The 20,698-nt window shown below is 60.8% G+C and carries 20 protein-coding genes and 1 pseudogene; 8 read left to right on the top strand and 13 right to left on the bottom strand.

Annotation, left to right across the window (positions count from 1 at the left end):
* Positions 1 to 71: 71 nt before the first annotated feature.
* Positions 72 to 461, top strand: a complete 390-nt coding sequence (locus AC1DRN_RS26240; protein ID WP_223462402.1) for a hypothetical protein — start codon at positions 72 to 74, stop codon at positions 459 to 461.
* Here the strand turns inward: AC1DRN_RS26240 and AC1DRN_RS26235 are convergent.
* On the bottom strand, positions 437 to 1,447 hold the full coding sequence (locus AC1DRN_RS26235; RefSeq protein WP_223462403.1) for a GlxA family transcriptional regulator: 1,011 nt from the start codon (positions 1,445 to 1,447) through the stop codon (positions 437 to 439). The two genes, AC1DRN_RS26240 and AC1DRN_RS26235, sit on opposite strands and share 25 nt — an antisense overlap.
* Positions 1,448 to 1,535: 88 nt before the next feature.
* Here AC1DRN_RS26235 and inhA point away from each other — a divergent pair, with 88 nt between their 5' ends.
* Positions 1,536 to 2,222, top strand: a complete 687-nt coding sequence (inhA, locus tag AC1DRN_RS26230; protein WP_223462404.1) for an isonitrile hydratase — start codon at positions 1,536 to 1,538, stop codon at positions 2,220 to 2,222.
* Between the two features lie 285 nt (positions 2,223 to 2,507).
* Here inhA and AC1DRN_RS26225 read toward each other — a convergent pair whose 3' ends face one another.
* A complete protein-coding gene (locus AC1DRN_RS26225) occupies positions 2,508 to 2,996 on the bottom strand; it encodes an SRPBCC family protein (protein ID WP_223462405.1) in 489 nt (162 codons plus the stop codon).
* Positions 2,997 to 3,192: 196 nt separating this feature from the next.
* Between AC1DRN_RS26225 and AC1DRN_RS26220 the strand changes: the two genes are divergently transcribed.
* Positions 3,193 to 3,591, top strand: coding sequence for a GFA family protein (locus AC1DRN_RS26220; RefSeq protein WP_223462406.1), 399 nt, complete (start codon positions 3,193 to 3,195; stop codon positions 3,589 to 3,591).
* Positions 3,592 to 3,656: 65 nt separating this feature from the next.
* Positions 3,657 to 4,061, top strand: a complete 405-nt coding sequence (locus tag AC1DRN_RS26215; RefSeq protein WP_223462407.1) for a lysozyme inhibitor LprI family protein — start codon at positions 3,657 to 3,659, stop codon at positions 4,059 to 4,061.
* Positions 4,062 to 4,199: 138 nt separating this feature from the next.
* Here AC1DRN_RS26215 and peaD read toward each other — a convergent pair whose 3' ends face one another.
* From peaD to peaA, 4 genes are all read right to left on the bottom strand, one after another.
* Positions 4,200 to 5,318, bottom strand: a complete 1,119-nt coding sequence (gene peaD / locus AC1DRN_RS26210) for a quinohemoprotein amine dehydrogenase subunit beta (RefSeq protein WP_223462408.1) — start codon at positions 5,316 to 5,318, stop codon at positions 4,200 to 4,202.
* Positions 5,319 to 5,339: 21 nt separating this feature from the next.
* Complete coding sequence (gene qhpC / locus AC1DRN_RS26205) at positions 5,340 to 5,663, bottom strand: quinohemoprotein amine dehydrogenase subunit gamma (RefSeq protein ID WP_008016081.1); 324 nt, start codon at positions 5,661 to 5,663, stop codon at positions 5,340 to 5,342.
* A gap of 1 nt (position 5,664) precedes the next feature.
* Positions 5,665 to 7,095, bottom strand: a complete 1,431-nt coding sequence (gene peaB, locus AC1DRN_RS26200; protein WP_223462409.1) for a quinohemoprotein amine dehydrogenase maturation protein — start codon at positions 7,093 to 7,095, stop codon at positions 5,665 to 5,667.
* 96 nt (positions 7,096 to 7,191) lie between these two features.
* Positions 7,192 to 8,772 (bottom strand): quinohemoprotein amine dehydrogenase subunit alpha, encoded by a 1,581-nt coding sequence (peaA, locus tag AC1DRN_RS26195; protein WP_223462410.1) that lies wholly within the window; start codon positions 8,770 to 8,772, stop codon positions 7,192 to 7,194.
* Between the two features lie 545 nt (positions 8,773 to 9,317).
* On the opposite strand from peaA, the gene AC1DRN_RS26190 reads away from it, so the two are divergent.
* A complete protein-coding gene (locus tag AC1DRN_RS26190; RefSeq protein WP_223462411.1) occupies positions 9,318 to 10,808 on the top strand; it encodes an aldehyde dehydrogenase family protein in 1,491 nt (496 codons plus the stop codon).
* On the opposite strand, the gene AC1DRN_RS26185 is transcribed toward AC1DRN_RS26190, so the two are convergent.
* The 6 genes and pseudogenes from AC1DRN_RS26185 to AC1DRN_RS26160 form a co-directional block, all read right to left on the bottom strand.
* A complete protein-coding gene (locus AC1DRN_RS26185) occupies positions 10,772 to 11,764 on the bottom strand; it encodes an acyltransferase family protein (RefSeq protein ID WP_223462412.1) in 993 nt (330 codons plus the stop codon). The two genes, AC1DRN_RS26190 and AC1DRN_RS26185, sit on opposite strands and share 37 nt — an antisense overlap.
* A gap of 94 nt (positions 11,765 to 11,858) precedes the next feature.
* On the bottom strand, positions 11,859 to 13,154 hold the full coding sequence (gene qhpG / locus AC1DRN_RS26180) for a flavin-dependent monooxygenase QhpG (protein WP_223462413.1): 1,296 nt from the start codon (positions 13,152 to 13,154) through the stop codon (positions 11,859 to 11,861).
* The gene (gene qhpE, locus AC1DRN_RS26175; RefSeq protein WP_223462414.1) at positions 13,151 to 13,828 is read right to left on the bottom strand and encodes a subtilisin-like serine protease QhpE; all 678 of its coding nucleotides are present in this window, start codon (positions 13,826 to 13,828) and stop codon (positions 13,151 to 13,153) included. The genes qhpG and qhpE overlap by 4 nt, the downstream gene beginning before the upstream one ends.
* Positions 13,818 to 15,536, bottom strand: coding sequence for an ABC transporter ATP-binding protein (locus tag AC1DRN_RS26170; protein ID WP_223462415.1), 1,719 nt, complete (start codon positions 15,534 to 15,536; stop codon positions 13,818 to 13,820). The genes qhpE and AC1DRN_RS26170 overlap by 11 nt, the downstream gene beginning before the upstream one ends.
* On the bottom strand, positions 15,536 to 17,440 hold the full coding sequence (locus AC1DRN_RS26165; protein ID WP_223462416.1) for a sigma-54-dependent Fis family transcriptional regulator: 1,905 nt from the start codon (positions 17,438 to 17,440) through the stop codon (positions 15,536 to 15,538). Before AC1DRN_RS26165 ends, AC1DRN_RS26170 begins: the two co-directional genes overlap by 1 nt.
* Positions 17,441 to 17,893: 453 nt before the next feature.
* Positions 17,894 to 18,056, bottom strand: a pseudogene (locus AC1DRN_RS26160) (DMT family transporter); the annotation flags it as partial.
* Between the two features lie 231 nt (positions 18,057 to 18,287).
* Between AC1DRN_RS26160 and AC1DRN_RS26155 the strand changes: the two are divergent.
* Entirely contained in the window at positions 18,288 to 18,827 is a 540-nt protein-coding gene (locus AC1DRN_RS26155) for a hypothetical protein (RefSeq protein WP_223462418.1), read from the top strand.
* Between the two features lie 148 nt (positions 18,828 to 18,975).
* Here the strand turns inward: AC1DRN_RS26155 and AC1DRN_RS26150 are convergent, their stop codons facing one another.
* Positions 18,976 to 19,317 carry a winged helix-turn-helix transcriptional regulator gene (locus tag AC1DRN_RS26150; protein WP_223462419.1) on the bottom strand — a complete coding sequence of 114 codons (342 nt, stop codon included), beginning with the start codon at positions 19,315 to 19,317 and terminating at the stop codon, positions 18,976 to 18,978.
* A 97-nt stretch (positions 19,318 to 19,414) separates the two neighbouring features.
* Between AC1DRN_RS26150 and AC1DRN_RS26145 the strand changes: the two genes are divergently transcribed.
* Positions 19,415 to 19,741 (top strand): nuclear transport factor 2 family protein, encoded by a 327-nt coding sequence (locus AC1DRN_RS26145; protein WP_223462420.1) that lies wholly within the window; start codon positions 19,415 to 19,417, stop codon positions 19,739 to 19,741.
* Positions 19,741 to 20,520 carry an SDR family oxidoreductase gene (locus AC1DRN_RS26140; RefSeq protein ID WP_223462421.1) on the top strand — a complete coding sequence of 260 codons (780 nt, stop codon included), beginning with the start codon at positions 19,741 to 19,743 and terminating at the stop codon, positions 20,518 to 20,520. Before AC1DRN_RS26145 ends, AC1DRN_RS26140 begins: the two co-directional genes overlap by 1 nt.
* Positions 20,521 to 20,698 lie beyond the last annotated feature (178 nt).

The following is a 20,698-nucleotide window of genomic DNA, read 5'->3' as shown; positions in this document are numbered from 1 at the left end:
TCCCCACCTAACATCTTTGCTCAACGGGTACAGCGGAGCTGTCCAGACCCCCCCGAATTCAAGGAACCAGAATGACCCAACGCATCCAACGCAGCATCGACTCCCCGCTGCGAACCGGTTTGAACCGCGAAGAACTCTGGGAGGCCGGTGACAAGGGCCTGATCAAATGCTGGGAAGTCGGCCGCCAGCGCGCCGCCCGTTTCCCCGACCTCGCCCGTCAGTGCCTCGCCGGCGAGTTGCCGGTACTGGGCTGGAAAGGTGGCGTCAGCCGCAGTCTTAAGAAACTCGAAAAATATGGCTCCCTCAAATACCTCGCACAGTGGCAAGGGTTGCGTGGGGAAGATCTGGATGTTGATTTGAGCGAAGAACGGGCGCTGACCTGCTCGCGAACCGGGATGGTGGTGACGTTTACGCCGGATCGGGCGAAGTATTTCAATCAGCTGGCGGAAGTTGAAGCCTGACGTGAACCGGACACCGGATCTGCCGCAACACTGACCGAAAACCGCTCCCGATAAGCCTGCGGTGTCACGCCCATGGCCCGCAGGAAACTGCGGCGCAGGGTTTCTTCGCTGCCGAAGCCGCATTGCACCGCCAGCCGTTTGATCGGCACGCCAGTGTCGCTGAGCAGACGCCGTGCGGTTTCGACGCGGATCAGTTCGATGGCCCGGGCCGGGGTCTGGCCGGTGTCGGCGCGGTAGTGGCGCACGAAGCTGCGTTCGCTCATGCCGGCCTGCAAGGCCAGGGTCGGGATGCCCAGGTCGTGGGTCAGGTTTTCGCTGATCCAGGCGTGAAGTTCGTCGAAACGGTTGCCTTCCTGTTGCAGGGACAGGGTTACGCTGAACTGCGACTGGCCACCCGGACGCTTGAGAAACACCACCAGTTGCCGGGCGACCTCCAGGGCCATGTTGCGCCCCAGGTCCTGTTCGACCATGGCCAATGCCAGGTCGATACCGGCAGTCACTCCGGCCGAGGTCCAGACCGGACCGTCGTTGATGAAGATCGGATTGGGCTCGACCTGCAAGCGCGGGTGCTGCTGCGCCAGCTGCTCGCAACGGGTCCAGTGGGTGACCACGCGCCGGCCATCGAGCCAGCCGCTGGCCGCCAGCAGAAACGCACCGGTGCACACCGAAGAAACCCGCCGGCAGCCATGGGCATGTTCGCGCACCCAGGCGACCAACGGCGCATCTTGCGCCGCTGCGTAAACACCCCAGCCACCGGCGATGATCAGGGTATCGCTGCCGCCATCCGGCAACGGTTCGGCCAACAGCGCCAACCCCGCCGACGACATCACCGCCCCGCCGCCGCTGGCAATCACCGTCGGTGCGTAGGGTCGCGGCAGGCCTTGCTGACGGGCTATGTCGTTGGCCGAAGCGAATACCTGCAGCGGCCCGGTGACGTCGAGCAATTGCACGTTGGCGAAAGCGAGTACACGGATGGTTTTCGACATTTGGCGTAATTCGTGGGGATATTGGCGTATACGCCAAAGCCTACGAGCCTACAGTCAAACCGTCCACCCACTTCACGAGAAAAACACCATGACGTTGCAGATCGGCTTTCTGTTGTTTCCACAGCTTCAGCAACTGGACCTGACCGGCCCTTATGACGTGCTGGCCTCGCTGCCGGATGTGAAAGTGCATCTGATCTGGAAAGACCTGATGCCGGTCACCGCCAGCACCGGCCTGCTGTTGAAACCGACCACCACCTTCGACGATTGCCCGGCACTGGACGTGATCTGCGTGCCCGGTGGCAGTGGCGTCGGGCCGTTGATGGAAGATGACCAGACCCTGGACTTTCTCAAGGCACAGGCCGCCAACGCCCGCTACATCACGTCGGTGTGCACCGGCGCGCTGGTGCTGGGCGCGGCGGGATTGCTCAAAGGCAAACGCGCCACCACTCACTGGGCGTATCACGAACTGCTCAAGCCGCTGGGCGCAATCGTGGTGAAAGACCGGGTGGTTCGCGACGGCAATCTGTTGACCGGTGGCGGCATCACCGCCGGAATCGACTTCGCCCTGACCCTGGCCGCCGAGCTGTTCGACCAGGCCACCGCCGAGCTGGTGCAACTGCAACTGGAATACGCCCCGGCCCCACCGTTTAGCGCAGGCAGCCCGGAGACGGCCCCGGCCAGTGTGCTGGAGGAGGCTCGCCAGCGGGCTGCCGGCTCGTTGAAGCTGCGGGCGCAGATCACCGAGCGCGCGGCGGCGAAACTCGACCGACAGTGAAAAAATGGCGGCGGGAACCCGGTTCCTGCCGCCATGACTTTTCATGCGCGCAAAAAAAACCCGCCGAAGCGGGTTTTTCCAAGACCATGACGACTCCTTGTCGTAGCGTTCCTTGCAGATGGTCGATCATCCATGATCCTGAGCACATCCTGTGCTTCAGTGGGTGAGGCGAGAATACGCATCGGATCCAATTTGTAACAGACGACATCGCTACCATCGCGTGTAAGACATTCGCTATATACCCCCTTCCGAAAACCCTTGGATGCCACAGGCTCCGAGCCGACTTCAGCCGCTCTGTTGCTCGTGGGCTTTGGCATTATCGATCAAAAACTGCTCGATATTGTTCATTTGCTCTTCCCAGCCACGACTGTCCATGCGGAAAGCCCTTTCGCGACGGGCCTGGGGAATGTGATCGAAACCGGACTCGGAGACCTTGAGCAAGGTGCCGTTGTCCATGTCTTCGAGCTCGAATTTCACCAGTGTGGTGGGCTCCTGGGAGTAGTCGACTTCCGGTCTCACGGCATAAGGGTGCCAGCGAAACGAAAACAGCCGTTCCGGCTCGACTCGCTCCACCAGTACATTCCAGCGCAAATGCTCATAACCGGGGTAGGTAACCTGCCCCTGGGTCCACTCGCCTGCCACAAAACGCTTGCCCTCCAGCGCCACGCCAAACCACTGTCCGAACATTTCGGCATTGGCCAGCACGCGCCAGACCTGTGAACGCTTGGCCTTGAGCAGGATTTTCCTTTCGATGCGATCAGATGCTGGGTTCATAAGTCACCTCCTGTACTTGAACAGTAGTCAGTAAGACCACACGATCAACCCTAAAGTTGTACCAATCGGGATGTGCAATCAACCATGCTCGAGACATTCGATTGCATTTGTGCGGATAGTTCTGGGGCAATCACAAAATCAGAGGGTCGAAACTGCTAACGTTCTCCCTCGAAACAGCATCGAAAAGGATAGCGCCATGAAAAACCTGCGCGGCAGTTGCCTGTGCAAAGCCATCGAATACGAGCTCGATAGCCTGGACATGCCCATTAGCCACTGTCATTGCCAAACCTGCCGCAAGGCACACGCAGCGGCTTTTGCATCGACCGCCGGGGTGATGCGCGAGCACTTTCACTGGATCAAGGGGCAAGATCGGCTGACGAGCTACGAATCGTCACCGGGCAAGTTTCGGCATTTCTGTTCGGCCTGCGGTTCACACTTGATGGCGGAGCGATTGGCCCAGCCCCATGTGATCGTTCGGGTGGCGACACTGGATAATGACCCGAAAATGACGCCACAGGTGCATATCTGGACATCCCATGAGCAGCCCTGGCTTGAATATGAGTCGGTAAAAAAGTACCCGCAATGGCAGACGTAGATGGCTGAACGTCCMACAGCGCTACACTGCCCCCCAAACTTCCCCTGTCACAGCGAGGTTCTGCCATGCACGCACGCTTTCTCCTGGCGCTGACGCCTTTGTTGTTCACCTCTCTGGCCCATGCTGCCGTGAACTGCGACAACGCCACCGACCAGGCCACGATGAACCAGTGCGCGTCGCAGCAGCATGCGGCCGCCGACAAGGAACTGAATGCGCTGTACCAGCAGATCACTTCGCGCCTCAAGAGCAACCCGGACAGCAAGAAACAGTTGGTGGGTGCGCAGCGGTCGTGGATTGCGTTCCGCGATGCCGAGTGCAGGTTCTCGGCGTCCGGCGTGGAAGGCGGGAGTGTGTATCCGCTGATCTACAGCAATTGCGTGACTGAATTGACCAAGGCGCGGGTGGAGATGTTCAAGACTTACCTGAAGTGTCAGGAGGGGGATTTGGGGTGTCCGGTGCCGGGGGTTTGAATCTCTGGTGTATGTAAGGGCCTCTTCGCGAGCAGGCTCGCTCCTACAGGGTTCCCGGTCAGGCACAAAATTTGTGTTCACCGAAAATCCACTGTAGGAGCGAGCCTGCTCGCGATAGCGTCAGGTCAGGCGCCGCAATTACCGGACAAAAATCTGCGCCGTGGTAATCGCCATATCCCCGCCCGGCAACTTGATGCTGCCCGTCTGTTTGAGGCTGTCGGCATCGAAGATCGCCACGTCGTTGAAGGTTCCCGCCAGGTAAATCTTGCTGCCGTCCTTGTTGAAGGAAATGCAGTAGTAGGAGTGATCGAGCGTGGCGGACTGGAGCATTTTCTTCTGCTTGATGTCGTACTTGGCCAGGCGGTTGAGCACGCCAAACATCAGGTTCGGGTCCTTGGGCGAGCGCATGCCGCTGAAGTAGATTTCCGTCAGAGGCCCGAAGTCGGTGGTTTCGGTCTTGCCGGTCTTCAGGTCGATACTGAACAGGCCGTACAGGTATTCGGCGGTGGCCGGGTCCTGTTTCTTGTCCTTGAACTTCGCCGCGGTGTAGAGCAGCGAGAAGTCATGCCGGTACGTCTGCTGGTTCCACACGTAGAGCACGTCTGGCGCGCTGTAGTTCGGGCGTTTCCAGTGACGACTGGGGATCAGCACGTCGAACTTGCCGGTTTGCACATTGACCTTGTAGACATCCGCCCCGGCCACATACAAGGTGCCGTCGTCACCGCTCTGCATGATGGTCAACTGGCGCGGCGCCGGGAAACTGCGCACCGGCTTGGCGTCCATGCCGGCATCGGTCTTGTACACGTCGAGCCGTGGCTGCTGCACTTCGTAGCGGTCGTTCATCATCAGCGTCGGGTTGGCGATGGTGAACAGCTCCTTGCCATCGTGACTGAGGGTAAAGGCGAACATAGACTTGGCCTTCTCCCCCGGTTTCTGCGTGATGCTGGCGTGGAACACCTGCTTGCAGTTATCCAGTTCGACACCATAGACATCCGCATAGTGATTGTTCAGCACGTAGGCGGTCTTGCGGTCCGGCGACAGCTGCACGGTGCCGGGGCCGAAGGCATCGGGCATCTTGCAGGTCTTGAACAGGGTGTCGGTGGCCAGGTCGATCACGTGCAGGTTGTTCGGGTAGTTGGTGGTCAACATGTATTCGTGACCGTCTTGCAGTGCGGTGTTTTCATCGGCCAGGACACTGACCGAACAGCTGCTCAGGACGGCGAACGCGGCCAGGCCGCAGGCTTTGATGTTGTGCATGCTGGAATCCTTCTTCTGTGATCACTTGTCTTTGGGGAAGACAGTGCCGAGGTTGCGCCAGTTGTCGTTGGACGCCTGGGCATCCTTGTTCCAGTCCGGGTAGGTGCTCATCATGTCGGGCACCTGGGCCGGCCACCAGCAGGGGTCGGAGCAACCGTAGAGGTCGGCCTCCATCGGCTGGCACAGCGAAGACACACCGCCGAATGCATCGATTTCCCAGCCCGGGTCGGTGGTCGAGGCACAGCCCGCCACAGAACTCATGGCCACCACTTCCTCAATGCGGTTTTCATCCGCGGCCTGATCCAGCTTCAACGCTTTGTTATTGATTGCCTTGAGATGTTTCATATCAGTGAGCCTTGCGCGGAGTGATGTAACTGCTGATGAACGCAGGGTTATTGGCCATGATCCGGGTGTAAACCTCGATGCCGAAGTCGACCCAGTCACGCATCAGTTCGCAGTAGTGATAGGTCGGGTGCGTCGGGTCGCCGTAGCGGGCGTAGCTCTCGTGGTAGCAGCCGCCGGAGCACAGGTTGCGGATCTGGCAGTCCTCGCAACCGGTGTTGGTGCGATCCAGGCGCTGGGACAGGAAGTCGTTCAACTCCACCTGTTTCACACCGCTGTGGACGTTACCGAAGGTCGGCAGGCTCGAACCGGTAAAGCGGTGGCACAGGTTCAGTTCGCCCTTGTGATCCACGGCCAGCATCTTCAGGCCCGCGCCGCATGGCAGGGCTTTTTTATGGCCTTCGTGGATGTCGGTGATCAACTGGTGCAGGTTGGAGAAGCCGATGTTGCGATGCTCCAGCGCCGCTTCCAGGTAACGCCGACCGAGGCGTTTCATGCTGGCGAAGACTTCGATCAGCTCGTCGCTGGTGAGGTTGAAGCTGCTGATGTCGCCGGAGGTCACCGGGGCGAAGCCGACTTCGGCAAAACCCAGCTCGTTGAACAGGTGATCCCAGATGGTTTCGACGTCGGTCACACCGGTGGTCAGGGTCACCCGCGCGCCCACCGGACGACTGTTGTAGCGCGACAGCAGCATCTCGGCCTTGCGCCGCACCACGTCGTAGGTGCCCTGCCCGCCCACGGTGATGCGGTTGCGGTCGTGCACGGTTTTCGGCCCGTCGATACTCACTGACAAGCCGAAACGGTGGGCATTGAGGTAGTCCACGGTTTCTTCGGTGAGCAGCGTGGCGTTGGTGGTCATCACGAACTCGACGAACTTGCCGGCCTCGCGAAAACGCTTCTCACAGTAATCGACCATGTACTCGATCAGTTTGCGGTTGCTCAGCGGTTCGCCGCCGAAGAACACCACGGTGAAACGCTCTTCGTCCGGAGATTCGCGCAGCAGCATTTCCACCGAGGCGATCGCCGTTTCGACGTCCATCTTCTTGCCCGCCGACGGCTTGTCGAGGTCTTCCTTGTAGCAATAGGTGCAGCTCAGGTTGCAGCCGGTGTTGACGTTGAGCACCACGGTATTGATTGCCGTGCGCTCGACCCGTTTGGTGGCGATGTCCGGGGTCAGCGGCGAACCGTCGCTGACCAGTTCCAGGGCCATCAGCTCGCGCAGGGTTTCGGTGATTTCCTCGCCGTTGAAACGCGCCGCCAGGCTCTGGATCAGGTCGTCCGAGGAGCAGCCGGGGCCGCGCAGGGTATCGATGATGGTGCCCGTCAGTTCATCGCTGGCGAACAGCGAACTGCTGGGGATGTGAAACAGCATGCGGTCGGCATCGACCTGCACTTCGTGCAGGTTGCGTTCGACCAGATTCAAGATAGCGCCCATTGCCAACCTCCTGTGCAGGCCCCGCTTGGCGGGGCTTGCGGTCATTCCGAAAAGTGTCTGTAGCCTTGAAGCTGTGTTAAGCCAAGGGCAGCCAACTCATGGAATGGGTGGATTGTTCCAGCGTTGCACAGTCACGATCATGTGGCCTTCGCCGGTCAGGGGTTTCCCTGCGTCGTCGACGGCGGCGATCACCTTGAGGTTGCCGGCATTGTTGGTGGACATCTTGCGTGCCGGGTTCGGTCCGGCATCGCCCGGGGTGAATACGCCTGCATCGGCCTGCATGGTGCCGGCGAACTTGACGTCTTCGTCCTCCTTGGCCCGGTCGTCGAAGGCTTCGACTTTCCACTGCGCCGGGAACACACCGATGCGATATGGCTTGCCATCAGCGCCCTTGCCCCAGGCTTCCGCGTCGAAACGGCCCTGGACCTTCGGCGTCGAACCACCGCCCTCGCCGATCCGCGCTACCGAGAATTCCGGCACCACTTTGACTTCGGCAATCTTGCTGTACACCGACAGGCTCGGGCCTTTCAGCGCGCCGACGCTGACCGCGCGCGCACCCGGTTGGGCATTGGCGGCGGCCTTGAGTCTGACTTTGATCTGCTCCGGACTCTGCGAGACGACTTCAACCACTTCCACACCTTTGCCGAAGTCCGGCTTGCCGCTCAGGCCACTGCCGATCAGGGTCACTTCGGTTTCGCTGCCAGCCTTCAGATAACCCGGCTGCACCGCCAGCAAACGGTTGGAGCCTTGCTTGGCGGCGACGAAGTCCAGGCCACGCTCGTCATGCTCGGCCTCGAACATCCGGCCCTGCATCGCATTGCCTTGAGCGGCGAACACCTGGCGCATGGTCACGCCATCGATGGTCACGTTGCCGCGCCATTCGTAGCCGGTGTAGAGAATCGCACTGCCGTCGCCATTGAACGGGCTACCGTCGGCGTACTGGCCTTTGACGCTGACCTTGAAAGTGTCACTACCATCGGCGGTTACGCTCATGACACCGGCCAGCTCACCCTTGCCCGGCAAGTGGCCGCTGAAGCTCCAGTCGCCCACCAGGGCCTCGGCTTTGGGCGCCGCGCTCTGCCATTTTTTCCAGGCCGGGTTGTCCAGCGGAAAACGCTTGGCCAGCAGCGGTACCATGTCCTTGCGGGCGATGTCGAACCAGTCGCGGTCCCGGGCCAGCGCCTGGTACTCCAGGGACGGCCACTGACCGAGGTGGAAGTTCACCAGGCGTTCCCACTCCTGCGCCGGACGCCGTTGCAGAGCGACCCGCGCACCGGAGTGGCAGCGGCCGCACATCTGGCTGGTCTGGTCGTCGAAGTGCTCGACGGTATTGAGCCGGCGCTCCAGCGCATAACGCACGCCGTCGGTTTCGCTCGGCGCCAGGCCCTGGGTGTCGGCCAGGTACTTGACCAGCGTGCGACGGTCGTCATCGCTGATCTGCAAACCGTGCATGGTCTGCATGCGGGCGATGCTCATCAGCCAGCCTTCCGGCGTCTTGCGCTGGTGGCTGATGCGGCTCAGGGCGTTATCGGCTTCGGGGGTGTGACAGCCCTGACAGGTTTCCCTGAGGATGGTCTGGGCATCGCGGGCTGCCAGGCTGTGAGGCGAATGCAGCGCTACGCAAGCGGCTACGGCCAGCAGGCTGGCGCTCATGCCTGATCGGAGTTTTCTCTTCATCAACGTCGAACCTCGCACGGTGCGTTCTTATTGTTGTGGCTTATCGTTTTTATGGTTTCTGCCGCCGGCGTTGATCCGCTGACGGAGGCAAGAGAAACGTCTGAGATGTGCAATACACAGAGCGTGCCAGCTTATGAATATTTATATGAATCAATGATTTGCCGATAAAGGTCGGTGTTTTGCCAATCGTATCGTCTGCGTTCCACGTTTAATTTCGCGACAACTGTTTCAGCCTGAGACAAGCATAGCTTTYTGTAGGAGCGAGCCTGCTCGCGATGGTCGTTAACGATTACGCGTGCTTGCCGGCTAAACGCAGTGCTCTTTAGTTCATCGCGAGCAGGCTCGCTCCTACAAAAAGCATTACGTTCCGGATGTGCATTTTGTTCGGGACGTCTCACGTCGTCGCAATTTGCGACGTTTATCGATCCCACGGTGACCCGAAAAATATCTGTCACCCCACTGGATCGGGCCTTCGGGCCGAAAAAGCACAACTGGCACAGCCATTGCGAAAGCCCGGTTCTCACGAACAACAAGAGGCCTCGCCAATGTCGCTCCCAAACGTGCTTCCCGCCACTTCGGCGTTCATCCAACGCGCCCCGCGCATGCTGATCGGCGGTGACTGGGTCGAGGCCGCCGACGGCCAGACCATGCCCCTGCACAACCCGGCCACCGGCGAAGTGCTGTGCGTGGTGCCACGGGCAACGCCTGCGGACGTCGACCGCGCGGTGCTTGCCGCCCGCCAGGCGTTCGACGATTCGGCCTGGACCCGCACCCGTCCCCGGGAGCGGCAGAACCTGCTGTGGAAGCTCGCCGAGCTGATGCAGCGCGACGCCGAGCTTCTGGCGCAACTGGAATGCCTGAACAACGGTAAAAGCGCGGCCGTGGCCCAGATGATGGACGTGCAACTGGCCATCGACTTCCTGCGCTACATGGCCGGTTGGGCGACCAAGATCGAAGGTTCCACGGTTGACGTGTCGGCACCGCTGATGCCCAACGATCAGTTCCACAGCTTCATACGTCGCGAAGCGGTGGGCGTGGTCGGTGCCATCGTCGCCTGGAATTTCCCGCTGCTGCTGGCCTGCTGGAAACTCGGTCCGGCCCTGGCCACCGGCTGCACCGTGGTGCTCAAACCCGCCGACGAAACCCCGCTGACCGCACTGAAACTCGCCGAGCTGGTGCTGGAAGCCGGGTATCCCGAAGGCGTGTTCAACGTGGTTACCGGCACCGGCATCACTGCCGGCTCGGCCCTGACTCACAACCCGCTGGTGGACAAGCTGACTTTCACCGGTTCCACCGCCGTGGGCAAGCAGATCGGCAAGATCGCCATGGACTCCATGACCCGGGTCACCCTGGAACTGGGCGGTAAATCGCCGACCATCGTCATGGCCGACGCCGACCTGAAAACCGCTGCGGCCGGGGCTGCCAGCGCGATTTTCTTCAATCAGGGCCAGGTCTGTTGCGCAGGTTCCAGGCTGTATGTACAGCGCAAGCATTTCGACAATGTGGTGGCGGACATCAGCGACATCGCCAACGCCATGAAACTGGGCAACGGCCTGGACCCGAGCGTCGAAATGGGCCCGTTGATCTCGGCGCGTCAGCAAGAGCGCGTCTACGGGTACATCGAAAAGGGTAGGGAAAGCGGTGCGACCATTGCCTGCGGTGGCGAGCAGTTTGGCCCGGGGTTCTTCGTCAAGCCGACGGTGATCGTCGATGTCGATCAGAAGCATTCACTGGTGCAGGAAGAGATATTCGGCCCGGTGCTGGTGGCCATCCCGTTCGACGACGAAGCCGATGCCCTGCGCATGGCCAATGACAGCCCTTACGGGTTGGGAGCGAGTATCTGGTCCAATGACCTGGCGGCGGTGCACCGGATGATTCCACGCATCAAGTCAGGCTCGGTGTGGGTCAACTGCCACAGCGCCCTGGACCCGGCGCTGCCGTTCGGCGGCTACAAGATGTCCGGGGTCGGGCGTGAGATGGGGTATGCGGCGATCGAGCATTACACCGAGCTGAAGTCGGTGTTGATCAAGTTGTGATTTGCGCCGGCCCGAAGCGCGTGACGAAGCTGCAGGGCCGGCCGTTCGACGCAGTAGTACGAAGCGCCGCTGAGCAGCAACGACAAGGCCAGCACTGTTGCAACAATGGCCCCATCGTAGGCAACCGACCAGATAGCGTGCAGGAAGTACATCACCACAAAGTGATTCAGGAACACGCCGTAGCTGATATTGCCGAGGAACTCGTCAATCCGGTGAAACTTGAGCTTTGTCAGCAGGTACACGGCGGGCACGCCCAGCGCTATGCCGGCGGTCACTTCGGCATTGAACGGTCGGCGCTCTATCCATCCCGCCATGATGGCCGCAAACATCAGGGCCGCCACCACGGTGGTGCCGGCAGCGATCGCTAAACCCTTCGGCCGCGCTTTGTACAGATAGCTGCCGCACAGGAACATGAACAGCACGCCCGGCAATAGACGGTAGCCGTACAGGTCGGTGTTGATGAATCCCAGGCACGCGGCCATGAAGACGACGACGGATAGAGCAAACGCGATGCCCCGCGCCCTGTAGATGATCAGGAAAGGGAACACCAGGTAGAAGCACATCTCAAGCCCCAGAGACCAGGCTGGCGGCAAAATCCACGATCCCGCCGCTCCGAACATGTAGAAGCCGAGGGGCACAATAGTCAGGCTTGCGGCGATGTTGCGCAGCGTCAGCTCGGCGGCTTGAGGCGTGCCGGGCAGCAGGAAATAGATCACCGCACAGGAAACAACGAAGTAGAACAGGAATTGAGGGTAGAGCCGCAGGGCCCGGTCCAGGTAAAACAGGGCGACTTTCTCCGGCGCCTTGTAGTTGCGCTCGATCAGCGAGGTCATCACGAAACCGCTGATGATCAGGAAGGAAATCACGGCAATCACGCCGGGGTTTAGCCCCATGAACGTCTTGCCCATATGAGAAACGGCCACCAGAACGGCCAATAGCAGACGATAGGCTCCCACTTACACCCCAAAAATCCTTGTTGTTATGGCGCGTAAATTACGATGCTTTGCGCTGGGAGAACAGGCTTTTTCGCCGTATCCGGACGTCGTTCATTCAGGGTTTGAAACCTTGACCCAGCAACCAGCTGCGAACCATCCGCCCCTGCTCCACCGTCAAACCGGCCAACGCCTGCTTCGCCGGCTCGCTACGCAATCGCCGCACCAACGGCGCCACCTCAACCCCATCCACATGCCAGATGCCCAACGGCTGATCTGCCGTGATCACCACCTCGGCCTCATCGACGAAACCTTCACGCAACACCGGCGCCCGTTCGATTTTCAGTGCCGCAAAATCCACCGCGGCATGAGCCACCTCGGCGTCCGGCCAGTTCCGTCGTGCCTGCCAGAACGGCTGATCCAGCCAGCGTTGCTCATCGGCATAAAAATCCCGGCCGATCCGCGCAAAACGCAAAAACAACTGCTCCACCCGCTGCTGGTGAAAACGCTGGGCCAGAGCCGCTCGTTCAGGTTTGCACAGCAGCGTGTTGATCACCGCCGGCGCCTGCAACGCAGAAGACAACGACTGAAAGATCCCGTTGCCCGACAGCGGGTCGACGGCCATTGCCGCATCGCCGACCCGAATCCAGTTTTCGCCACACACCTGCGGGCTCAGAATCGCCGTGCTGCTGCGAGCGTGCAGCTGTAGATCAGCTTCTGCTTCGCCACCAAAAAATGCCGTGGCCAGCTTCGAACCCTGGCGCCGCTGTCGGCAGTAATCGAGCAACATGGCCTTGCCCGGCAACCCGGTGCTGGCCACGTCCACTGTCCATTGCCAGTAACACTGGCCGTCGGCGCGCCGGGCCATCCACGCCCAGCCGTCCTCGAGGCTTTCCACGGCGCTGGCGGTGCTGCCCGGCGCACCTTGCCAGCGATTGAGCAAGCTGACCGTCTCGGGTCCACGCAAGCCTTTGCCGATAGCAGGGGCCTGACGTCCGCGGGCCTCGACGAGAAACGGAGTGAGTAGTGGTTCGCGGCCGTCGATTTCGATTCGATGGCCATTGGCCGATGACTGAACCGTCAGCACCCGGCCTTCGATCATCTTAACCCCCGCCAGGTGCAAATCCTCACGCAGGCCTCGGTCAAACACCGGACGGTCGAGCAAGTATTCGATGTTCTGCGCGTGGCGCTGACCATTCCACGAAACCTGGCGCTGGGACGGCAACGTCGCATCCGCCAGTGCGCGCTGCAGACCCGCGCTGCGCAAGGCTTCCAGAACCCGCACGGACACGCCTTCGAGCGCGGCAAACCGGCGCCATTCGCTGATCAGCGTGACGCCATGACCCAGCCGCCGTAGCCCCAGCGCGACGGCGGCGCCGGCCGGTCCGGCGCCCAGGATGACGATGTCGGTCATGGCCCGAAGCGCCGTTCAGGACCACGGTAACGGGCATGCTCGCGCAACCACTCGATGACTTGCTCATTGCTGGCGCCAGGCTGTTCGGCGAAGAACCCGGCGATGTGCCCGCTCAACGCCGCACAACCGAGACTCGCCCCGGATTGCCCCGGATAGGTGCCCTGCACACACGCGGCGAAATCCGCCTGGGCAGTGTTGAGCCACGACCATTCCTGCTCGGCGCAGCGCGCATCGCCGGTCACCCGCAACACCTGCGGATAGTTGGCCGGAAACACGCCTTCCCCCTGGGCCGGACTCGATGCACACAGCAGCACGCCCCGTGCCACCGCTGCCGCGCAGGCTGCGCGCAACAGGCTGCGATCCTGGCGCAGGCCGAGGCTCAAATTGATCAGTCGCACGTTTTGCGCCAGCAGCCAGTCAATCGCCGTGGCGATCTGCAAGGCGCTGGTGACACCGCGCTGGTCGAACACCTGCGCCACGCAAAACAGCGCCGAAGGGGCGCGCCGGCCGATTGCCTCGATCACCGCACTGCCATGCCCCAACGGATCGTCGCGCAAGTCGTCCTCGGCCAGGCCGTCTTCAAGCAATGCAAAGCGCCGACCGGCGATCACCCGCATCCGTTGTGCCGCCGAGTGGCCGCTGTCCACCACACCAATGCGCAACTCAGGTTTCATGCAGCACCGTTTTCGAAGTCAGCACGCCGTCGAGCAATTCGAAACGCAGATCGGCATCGGCCAGGGTTGAGGGTCGATGGCTGATCAGGATGCGCGTACGCCCGGCAAACAGACGGTCGATGGCGTCAATGACCTCACGCTCGGTGGCTTCATCCACCGCGGAAGTGGCTTCATCGAGCACCAGAATCAAAGGGTCCTGCAACAGCGCCCGGGCAATCGCAATGCGTTGCTTCTGCCCGCCGGACAACTGCTGACCGCGCTCGCCCAACGGACTGTCGAGGCCTTCGGGCAAGGACTCGATCAGGCTGTCAAGTTGCGCCAGCCGCGCCACGTCGGCAATCGCCTCGCGGCTGGCGTCCGGCACCGCGTAGGCCAGGTTGTCGGCGAGGCTGCCGCGAAACAGCACGATGTCCTGGCTGACGATCGCAATGCGCCGACGCAGCTGGAACAGATCCAGTTCGCGCAGATCGACGTCACCCAGCAGGACCCGGCCCGATTGCGGATCGTGGTGACGTTGCAGCAGGTCGATCAGGGTGGATTTACCCACGCCCGAGCCGCCGCTGAGGGCCACTTTCAAACCGTAGGGAATCCGCGCTTCGATGCCCCGCAGGGTCGATTGGCGACCAGGATGGGCAAAGTGCACGTTGTCGAACCAGAGATCGCCGCCATTGGGCATCGCCCGTGGCGTGGCGGGTGTCAGCACGGTCGGTTGTTCGCCGCGCAACTCCATCACCCGGCCGAGGCTTACGGTCATCCGCTGAATCGCGACGTAGAGCCCGAGCAAGCTCTGCACCGGCCCCACGGCCATGCCCAGGTAAGTGGAAAACGCTATCAGGGCGCCGAGTTGCCAGTTGCCCTGCACCACCCAGTAACCACCGATCAAGAATGCGCAGGCCCGGGACAACGAGGTCAGGGTACCGGGCACGGCCTGGGTGAAAAACTCGGTGACTTGCAGGCGCAGCAACTGGCTCATGTAACCCTGCCCCAGCGTCTCGAGGCGCCGCGCTTCGCGCTGTTGCTGGCCGGCGGACTGGATGAACTTCATCACCGGCAGCGTCTCGACCATGAACGACGACATGTCCGCCGAACGCTCGCGCAACTGCCGCACATCGCGCTCGACCTTGCGCCGCATCCAGCGCAGCCAGAGGACATCGAGGGGAATCAGCACCACCGCCAGCAGCGAGAGTTTCCACGACAACGTCAACAGCATCGCGATGGCAACCACCAGACCGATCACACTCGACACCGCCGAGAACATCGAGTCCACGGCAAACCGCTGGATTTCCGCAACGTCGCCATCGAGGCGCGACATCAGGTCGCCGATGCGCCGCTGGCCGTAAAAGCTCGGCGACAGGGTTTGCAAATGCCGGTACAGGTCATCGCGCAGGGCAAACAGCATGCGCCCGGAGAGGCGCGTGTGCAGATAGCGGTTGATGCCCGACAGCGCCGTGCCCAGCAACCCGGCGACGATCATCAGCCCGGCGATCAATACCAGCATCGGGAAGTTGCGCGCCAACAGGCCATCGTCGATCAGCAGTTTGGTCAGCCACGGCTGCACCAGCACCAGCGCCGAGGCGCACACCGACAAACCCAGCAGCCCGGCAATCGCCAGGCGATGGGGGCGCACGAAGCTGTACAGCCAGCGCAGTGACGCTTGCAGCGCCTCGGGGTTCTGGCTGTCGATCAGCCGAACGATCAAGCGCTGCATCACGAACGCAACTGTTTGAGCTTGCGATACAGGGTCGCGCGACTGATGCCCAGGGCGTCGGCGGCGGCCGAGACGTTGCCCTGATGCGTGTCCAGGGACTGACGGATCAGCTCCAGTTCGTTTTCCCGGATGCTGCCGGCCTGGGGCCGTTCGCTGGCGGTCAACTCGTCGAGCATGCTGTCGGGCAAGTGGTCGAGGGTCAGCACGGTTTCACCCGGTTCGCGCATGGCCAGCGCGGTGCGCAGGACCATCTCCAGTTGGCGGATGTTGCCCGGCCAGTGATAACCGCCGAGCAAGCGATTCAGGTCGTCGTGCAGGACCGCGTTGGGGGCGCCCAGTGTCGTCAGCATGCGGCTGACCAGCGCGGCGAAATCTTCGCGTTCGCGCAGGGCCGGGAGCATCACACTGATACCGTTGACCCGGTAGAACAGGTCCTCGCGAAAGTGTTTTTCTTCCACCAGACGCTTGAGGTCGCGGTGGGTGGCGCAGATCAGCGCGACGTCGATGTCCTGCTCTTCGCCTGCGCCCAGGGGCGCGACCTTGCGATCCTGCAATACCCGCAACAGTCGGGCCTGCAAGGCCAGGGGCATGTCGCCGATCTCATCGAGGAACAAGGTGCCGCCATGGGCCTGCTGCAGGCGCCCGACCATGCCGCCCCGGCGTGAACCGGTGAACGCGCCTTCGCGATAGCCGAACAGTTCGGACTCGATCAGGCCTTCGGGAATGGCCGCGCAGTTGACCGCCACGAAGGGTTTGTCGCAGCGCGCTCCGGCCATGTGCAGGGCGCGGGCGATAACCTCTTTACCGGTGCCGGTTTCACCCAGCAACAAGACGGGTAGCTCATTGGCCAGGCCTTGACGGGCCATGCGCAAGGCACGGGCATAGCGTGTATTGCTGCCGGCCAGCGCTTCCAGATCCGGTTGTGCCTTGGCAGTTATCGCCGCAGTGCGCGGCGGGCTGCTGACGTTGATCGAGCGTTGCGGCGCGCGCAGGGTTTTGTAGAAGAATTCACCCTTGGCGGTTTGCAGGCTGCCGGCCCCGCCCTGATGCAGGCGCGCCAACAATTGCAGGCCGTCGACGCCGAGAAACTCCTCGCAGCGCCGACCGACCAGGGCCGAGCGTTCGGCGTGGAGCAACTGGCAGGCCTGGGCGCTGACCGCGAGGATCTGCCCGCCGAGGCTCACGGCCAGCAGGCCTTGCCACGGGGATTCCAGATACTGCCTGCGGCTGTGGAAGGCCAGGACGATTTCGTCCGGATAGCTTGTGTTAAAGACGCGGCTTTCGATCTGGCTGACCGCCATGGCCAGCAACGCAGTGCTGTCGTGGGCGCGGCCGAGCGGGCCTTCGCGGGTCAGGTCGAGGACGCCAAGAATGTCGCCCTGGGGGCAATGGATCGGTACCGAGGTGCAGGAAAAATCACTGAGGCGATCCAGATAATGTTCGCCGCAATCGATCAGGGTCGGCCGGGCTTCCACCAGTGCCGTGCCGAGGGCGTTGGTGCCGCGTACCGCTTCGCTCCAGCAGGCGCCGAGGGTGATGTCCTGCAGGCCGCTGCCCTTGAGACGGTCGGCGCGGCCTTCGACGGCGAGGATGGTGGCGTCGGAGTTGGCCAGGATGATCAGCCCTTCCTTGCCCTGACGCTCGGCCAGGTAATCGATCGCCGGCAACGCGGCGTCGATCAGCAAGCGGTTGCTGGCCAGCAACACGTCGAGGCTGGCACTCGATTCCTGTGCCAGCTCGTGCTTGGCATTGAAATGCACGCCATGGCTCAGGCTGCGTCGCCACGAGGCATCGATTTCCGCTCGCAGGACGCCATCCGGCACTTCGCCTTCCAGGTGCAGCTTTTCCCGGGCCAGCCGGGCTTCACGATGCTGTTTGGGGGAGTTTGTTTTTATTAGCGTCATCAAGCGCTCCGGGTCATCCGCCCTGCGCCTTCATACATCGGCGCCCTGGCGCAATCTTTACGTTAACGTAAGGGCTATGGCAAGTGCCGTAGGGCGCTTGTGTTCCGTCAGGTGGACCGTGTCATCGTTCTTCGCGGGCAAGTCGAATCGCCGCACCGCCGCTCCCACAGGTTTCGCGTCGCCCACAAATATGCGGTTTTACTCAGACACTGTGGGAGCGAGCTTGCTCGCGATGAGACCAGCACATTCAACATTGATGGCGACTGATCCACCGCTATCGTCGGAACGCCGCCCGGAGCAAGCTCGCTTGTATGGTAGGACTTGAAGGGAGGAGGAGGGACAAGGCTCGATTCTGACTGTTGACGCAGTACAGACCGTGGGAGATTTCGCCCCTCCTCCTTTCACCCAAGCGCCGATAAAGAATGCATCTGGCTAGGACCGACGATAGGAACAAGCCTGCACCTTGAGGATGAGCAGCGCAGCGATCACCACGATAGCGCTGATGACAAGGGAGATGAGGGCTGCCCAGAGCGGATGCCCCCAATGCTCGCCCAACTGCCGCGTTGGTGGTTACCTGAAATGGCAGGACAGCACCGGCGACGAACGCCATGACCATGGGTAGAACGGTGAGAACCGGCAGAAACAGGCCAAGAGCGGACCGTGAGCACCATGTTCATGACGCCTTGCGAACACAAAAATCATGTCACTGGTTCTCGTGACTCTGTGTCGCGTTTTCTGCCGCTACACTCAAGCGGAACAAGGCATTACACATGGACCAGGCCCGTTATCAGACACAAACGGCGCAAACATTACGCAACTTATATCGTCCACTTATAGTGAGTCGCCCATGAACCGTCGATTGCTCACCGTTTTCATCGCGATGTCTCTTGCATGGTCAAATGTGCATGCCGGTTACCGGAACGATTCAAATGGCAATCCATACCCAGGGACTGAATCAAGACGATCCGTCGGCGAGTTTGGTGGCTCACTATTAATCACCTCCGATCCCGATTGGGAAAAAAAGTGGAATACTTCGCCCGAAACCATTCCCGTATTTAACAAAGCAAAGGTTGCTACCCAAGGTAAATGGATCTTTACGCTGATTTTTTTTGCAAACCCGAAACTGAATGCCAATCACGAAGCAAACATAACGTGCGATCTGAAAGTCATCAGACCGGATGGTACAGAGTCGATCAATCAGCGAGATATCGTTTGTTTTCAAGGACACCTCAAGGGGGAGTCGAATCACCTGCACCTCGCCGCCCCCGTGATCAATTTCATCGGCGAACCAGACGATCCCACAGGTATCTGGACGGTAGATATCACGCTTAAAGACAACTTGCGCAAGGTTGTCATACCGCTCAAAACAGCCTTCACCCTGAGATAGGTACGTGGCACTCCTGACGATGCAGAAAAACATGCATCGATCCAACGATTGCACGAATGACCGCTTCCTCAGGGCGTGAAGCCGCCGGTGGCGAAAGTCAAAAACGGCCAGAAGCGGCCTCTCGGTTGGGCTGTGAATCCTGGTTGGTTCAACCTTCTGGTTTGAGCGTCTCCCGTAGTTCCGCCCATTTCAACAGTGCATCGAGTGCTGGACACAGCGCTTGGCCCCACTCTGTCATGCGATATTCGACCTTAGGTGGTACTTGCGGATAGGCGGTGCGATGCACGATGCCATCCACTTCCAACTGACGTAACTGCTGGGCAAGCATCTTCTGGGATATCTCGGGGATCAGCTTTTCCAGTTCGGAAAAACGTTGCACCTGGCCTCCGAAGAGGTGGAACAGGATCACCAGTTTCCAGCGTCCTTCGAGTTGCCTGAGTACTGCTTCCAGGCCACTGGCTGCAGTCGACGGGGTATAGATCGCTCTCATATTTCCCTAACTTACTTTTTCGTGGGTTCTTGCCATTTGGTAAGCCTACAGCGAGCATGTGGGTGAAGCAATCCGTACATCAGCGAGGAAATACGCCATGAAAATCGAATTGCCTGAATCAATCGCCAGCTACCTTGCCGCCGAAAAAAAAACCGACATCAAGATATTGGAGCGCTGCTTTACCAAGGACGCCACCGTGCGCGACGAAGGCCAGACGTACAACGGGCTGGAAGCCATCAAAGCCTGGAAGCAAGCGTCGCAGGCCAAGTATCAATACAGCATCGAGCCATTGAGTAGCTCGCAGAAAGGACAGATTGTGACGTTGCTTGCCCGGCTTACCGGAAACTTCCCTGGTAGCCCGATCGAGCTCACCTACACCGTTGAACTTGCCGACGACAAGATCGCATCCCTGGAGATTCACTGATGAGCATGGCACTGGAACTTGAAGGCCTTCGCGCGTTGGTCACCGGCGGAACCAAGGGTATTGGTGAAGCCGTCGTCTTTCGCTTGCGCGAGGCTGGTGCAAAAGTCCTGACTGCTGCGCGTTCACGTCCCGAGCACATTCCCGAGGACATCTTCGTCGCGGCGGACATCACCACCTCCGAGGGTTGTACCAATGTCGTTGATGCCGTCCATGAGCGTCTCGGCGGGCTGGATATCATCGTCCATGTCGCTGGCGGCTCATCGGCTCCAGCGGGTGGCTATGAGGTGCTCGACGACCAGCAATGGCAACGGGCCCTGGACCTGAACCTGTTCCCGGCAGTTCGCCTCGACCGAGCACTGTTGCCCATGCTGCTCGAGCAAGGTTCGGGTGTCATCGTGCATGTCACCTCTATCCAGTGCCAACTGCCGCTACCTGAATCCACTCTTGCGTACGCTGCCGCCAAGGCCGCGCTCTCGAACTACAGTAAGGGTCTTTCCAAAGAGGTCAGTCCCAAGGGCGTTCGCGTGGTCAGGGTTTCACCGGGATGGGTGGAGACGGAGGCTTCAGTCGCCTTTGTAGAGGAAATCGCGAGGCAGAATGACACCGATTATGAGGGTGGCCGCCAAATAGTGATGGGCTCACTGGGAGGCATCCCGATCGGACGCCCCGCCAGACCAAGGGAAGTCGCAGATCTCATCGCATTCCTCGTCTCGCCGCTTGCGAGCGCCATCACTGGCACTGAATATGTGATTGATGGTGGGACGGTTCCCACAGTGTGACGCATTCCTTTATCAGCATGAAGAGTGGCTGTGAGCGTGACCCGTACTAGCTTATTGCCGCTCTTATGAGTGAAAGGCAACGCTTGAAAATGACAAAAGTCAGTCAGCCTCCTATTGCCTGAGCGTCCGCACTGGGGCGCACGCTGCCCTTCGCGACAGGCAAAAACCGGCCAATAGC

The organism is Pseudomonas sp. P5_B3 (assembly GCF_056400405.1).
This window is presented reverse-complemented; position numbering and strand designations above follow the sequence as displayed.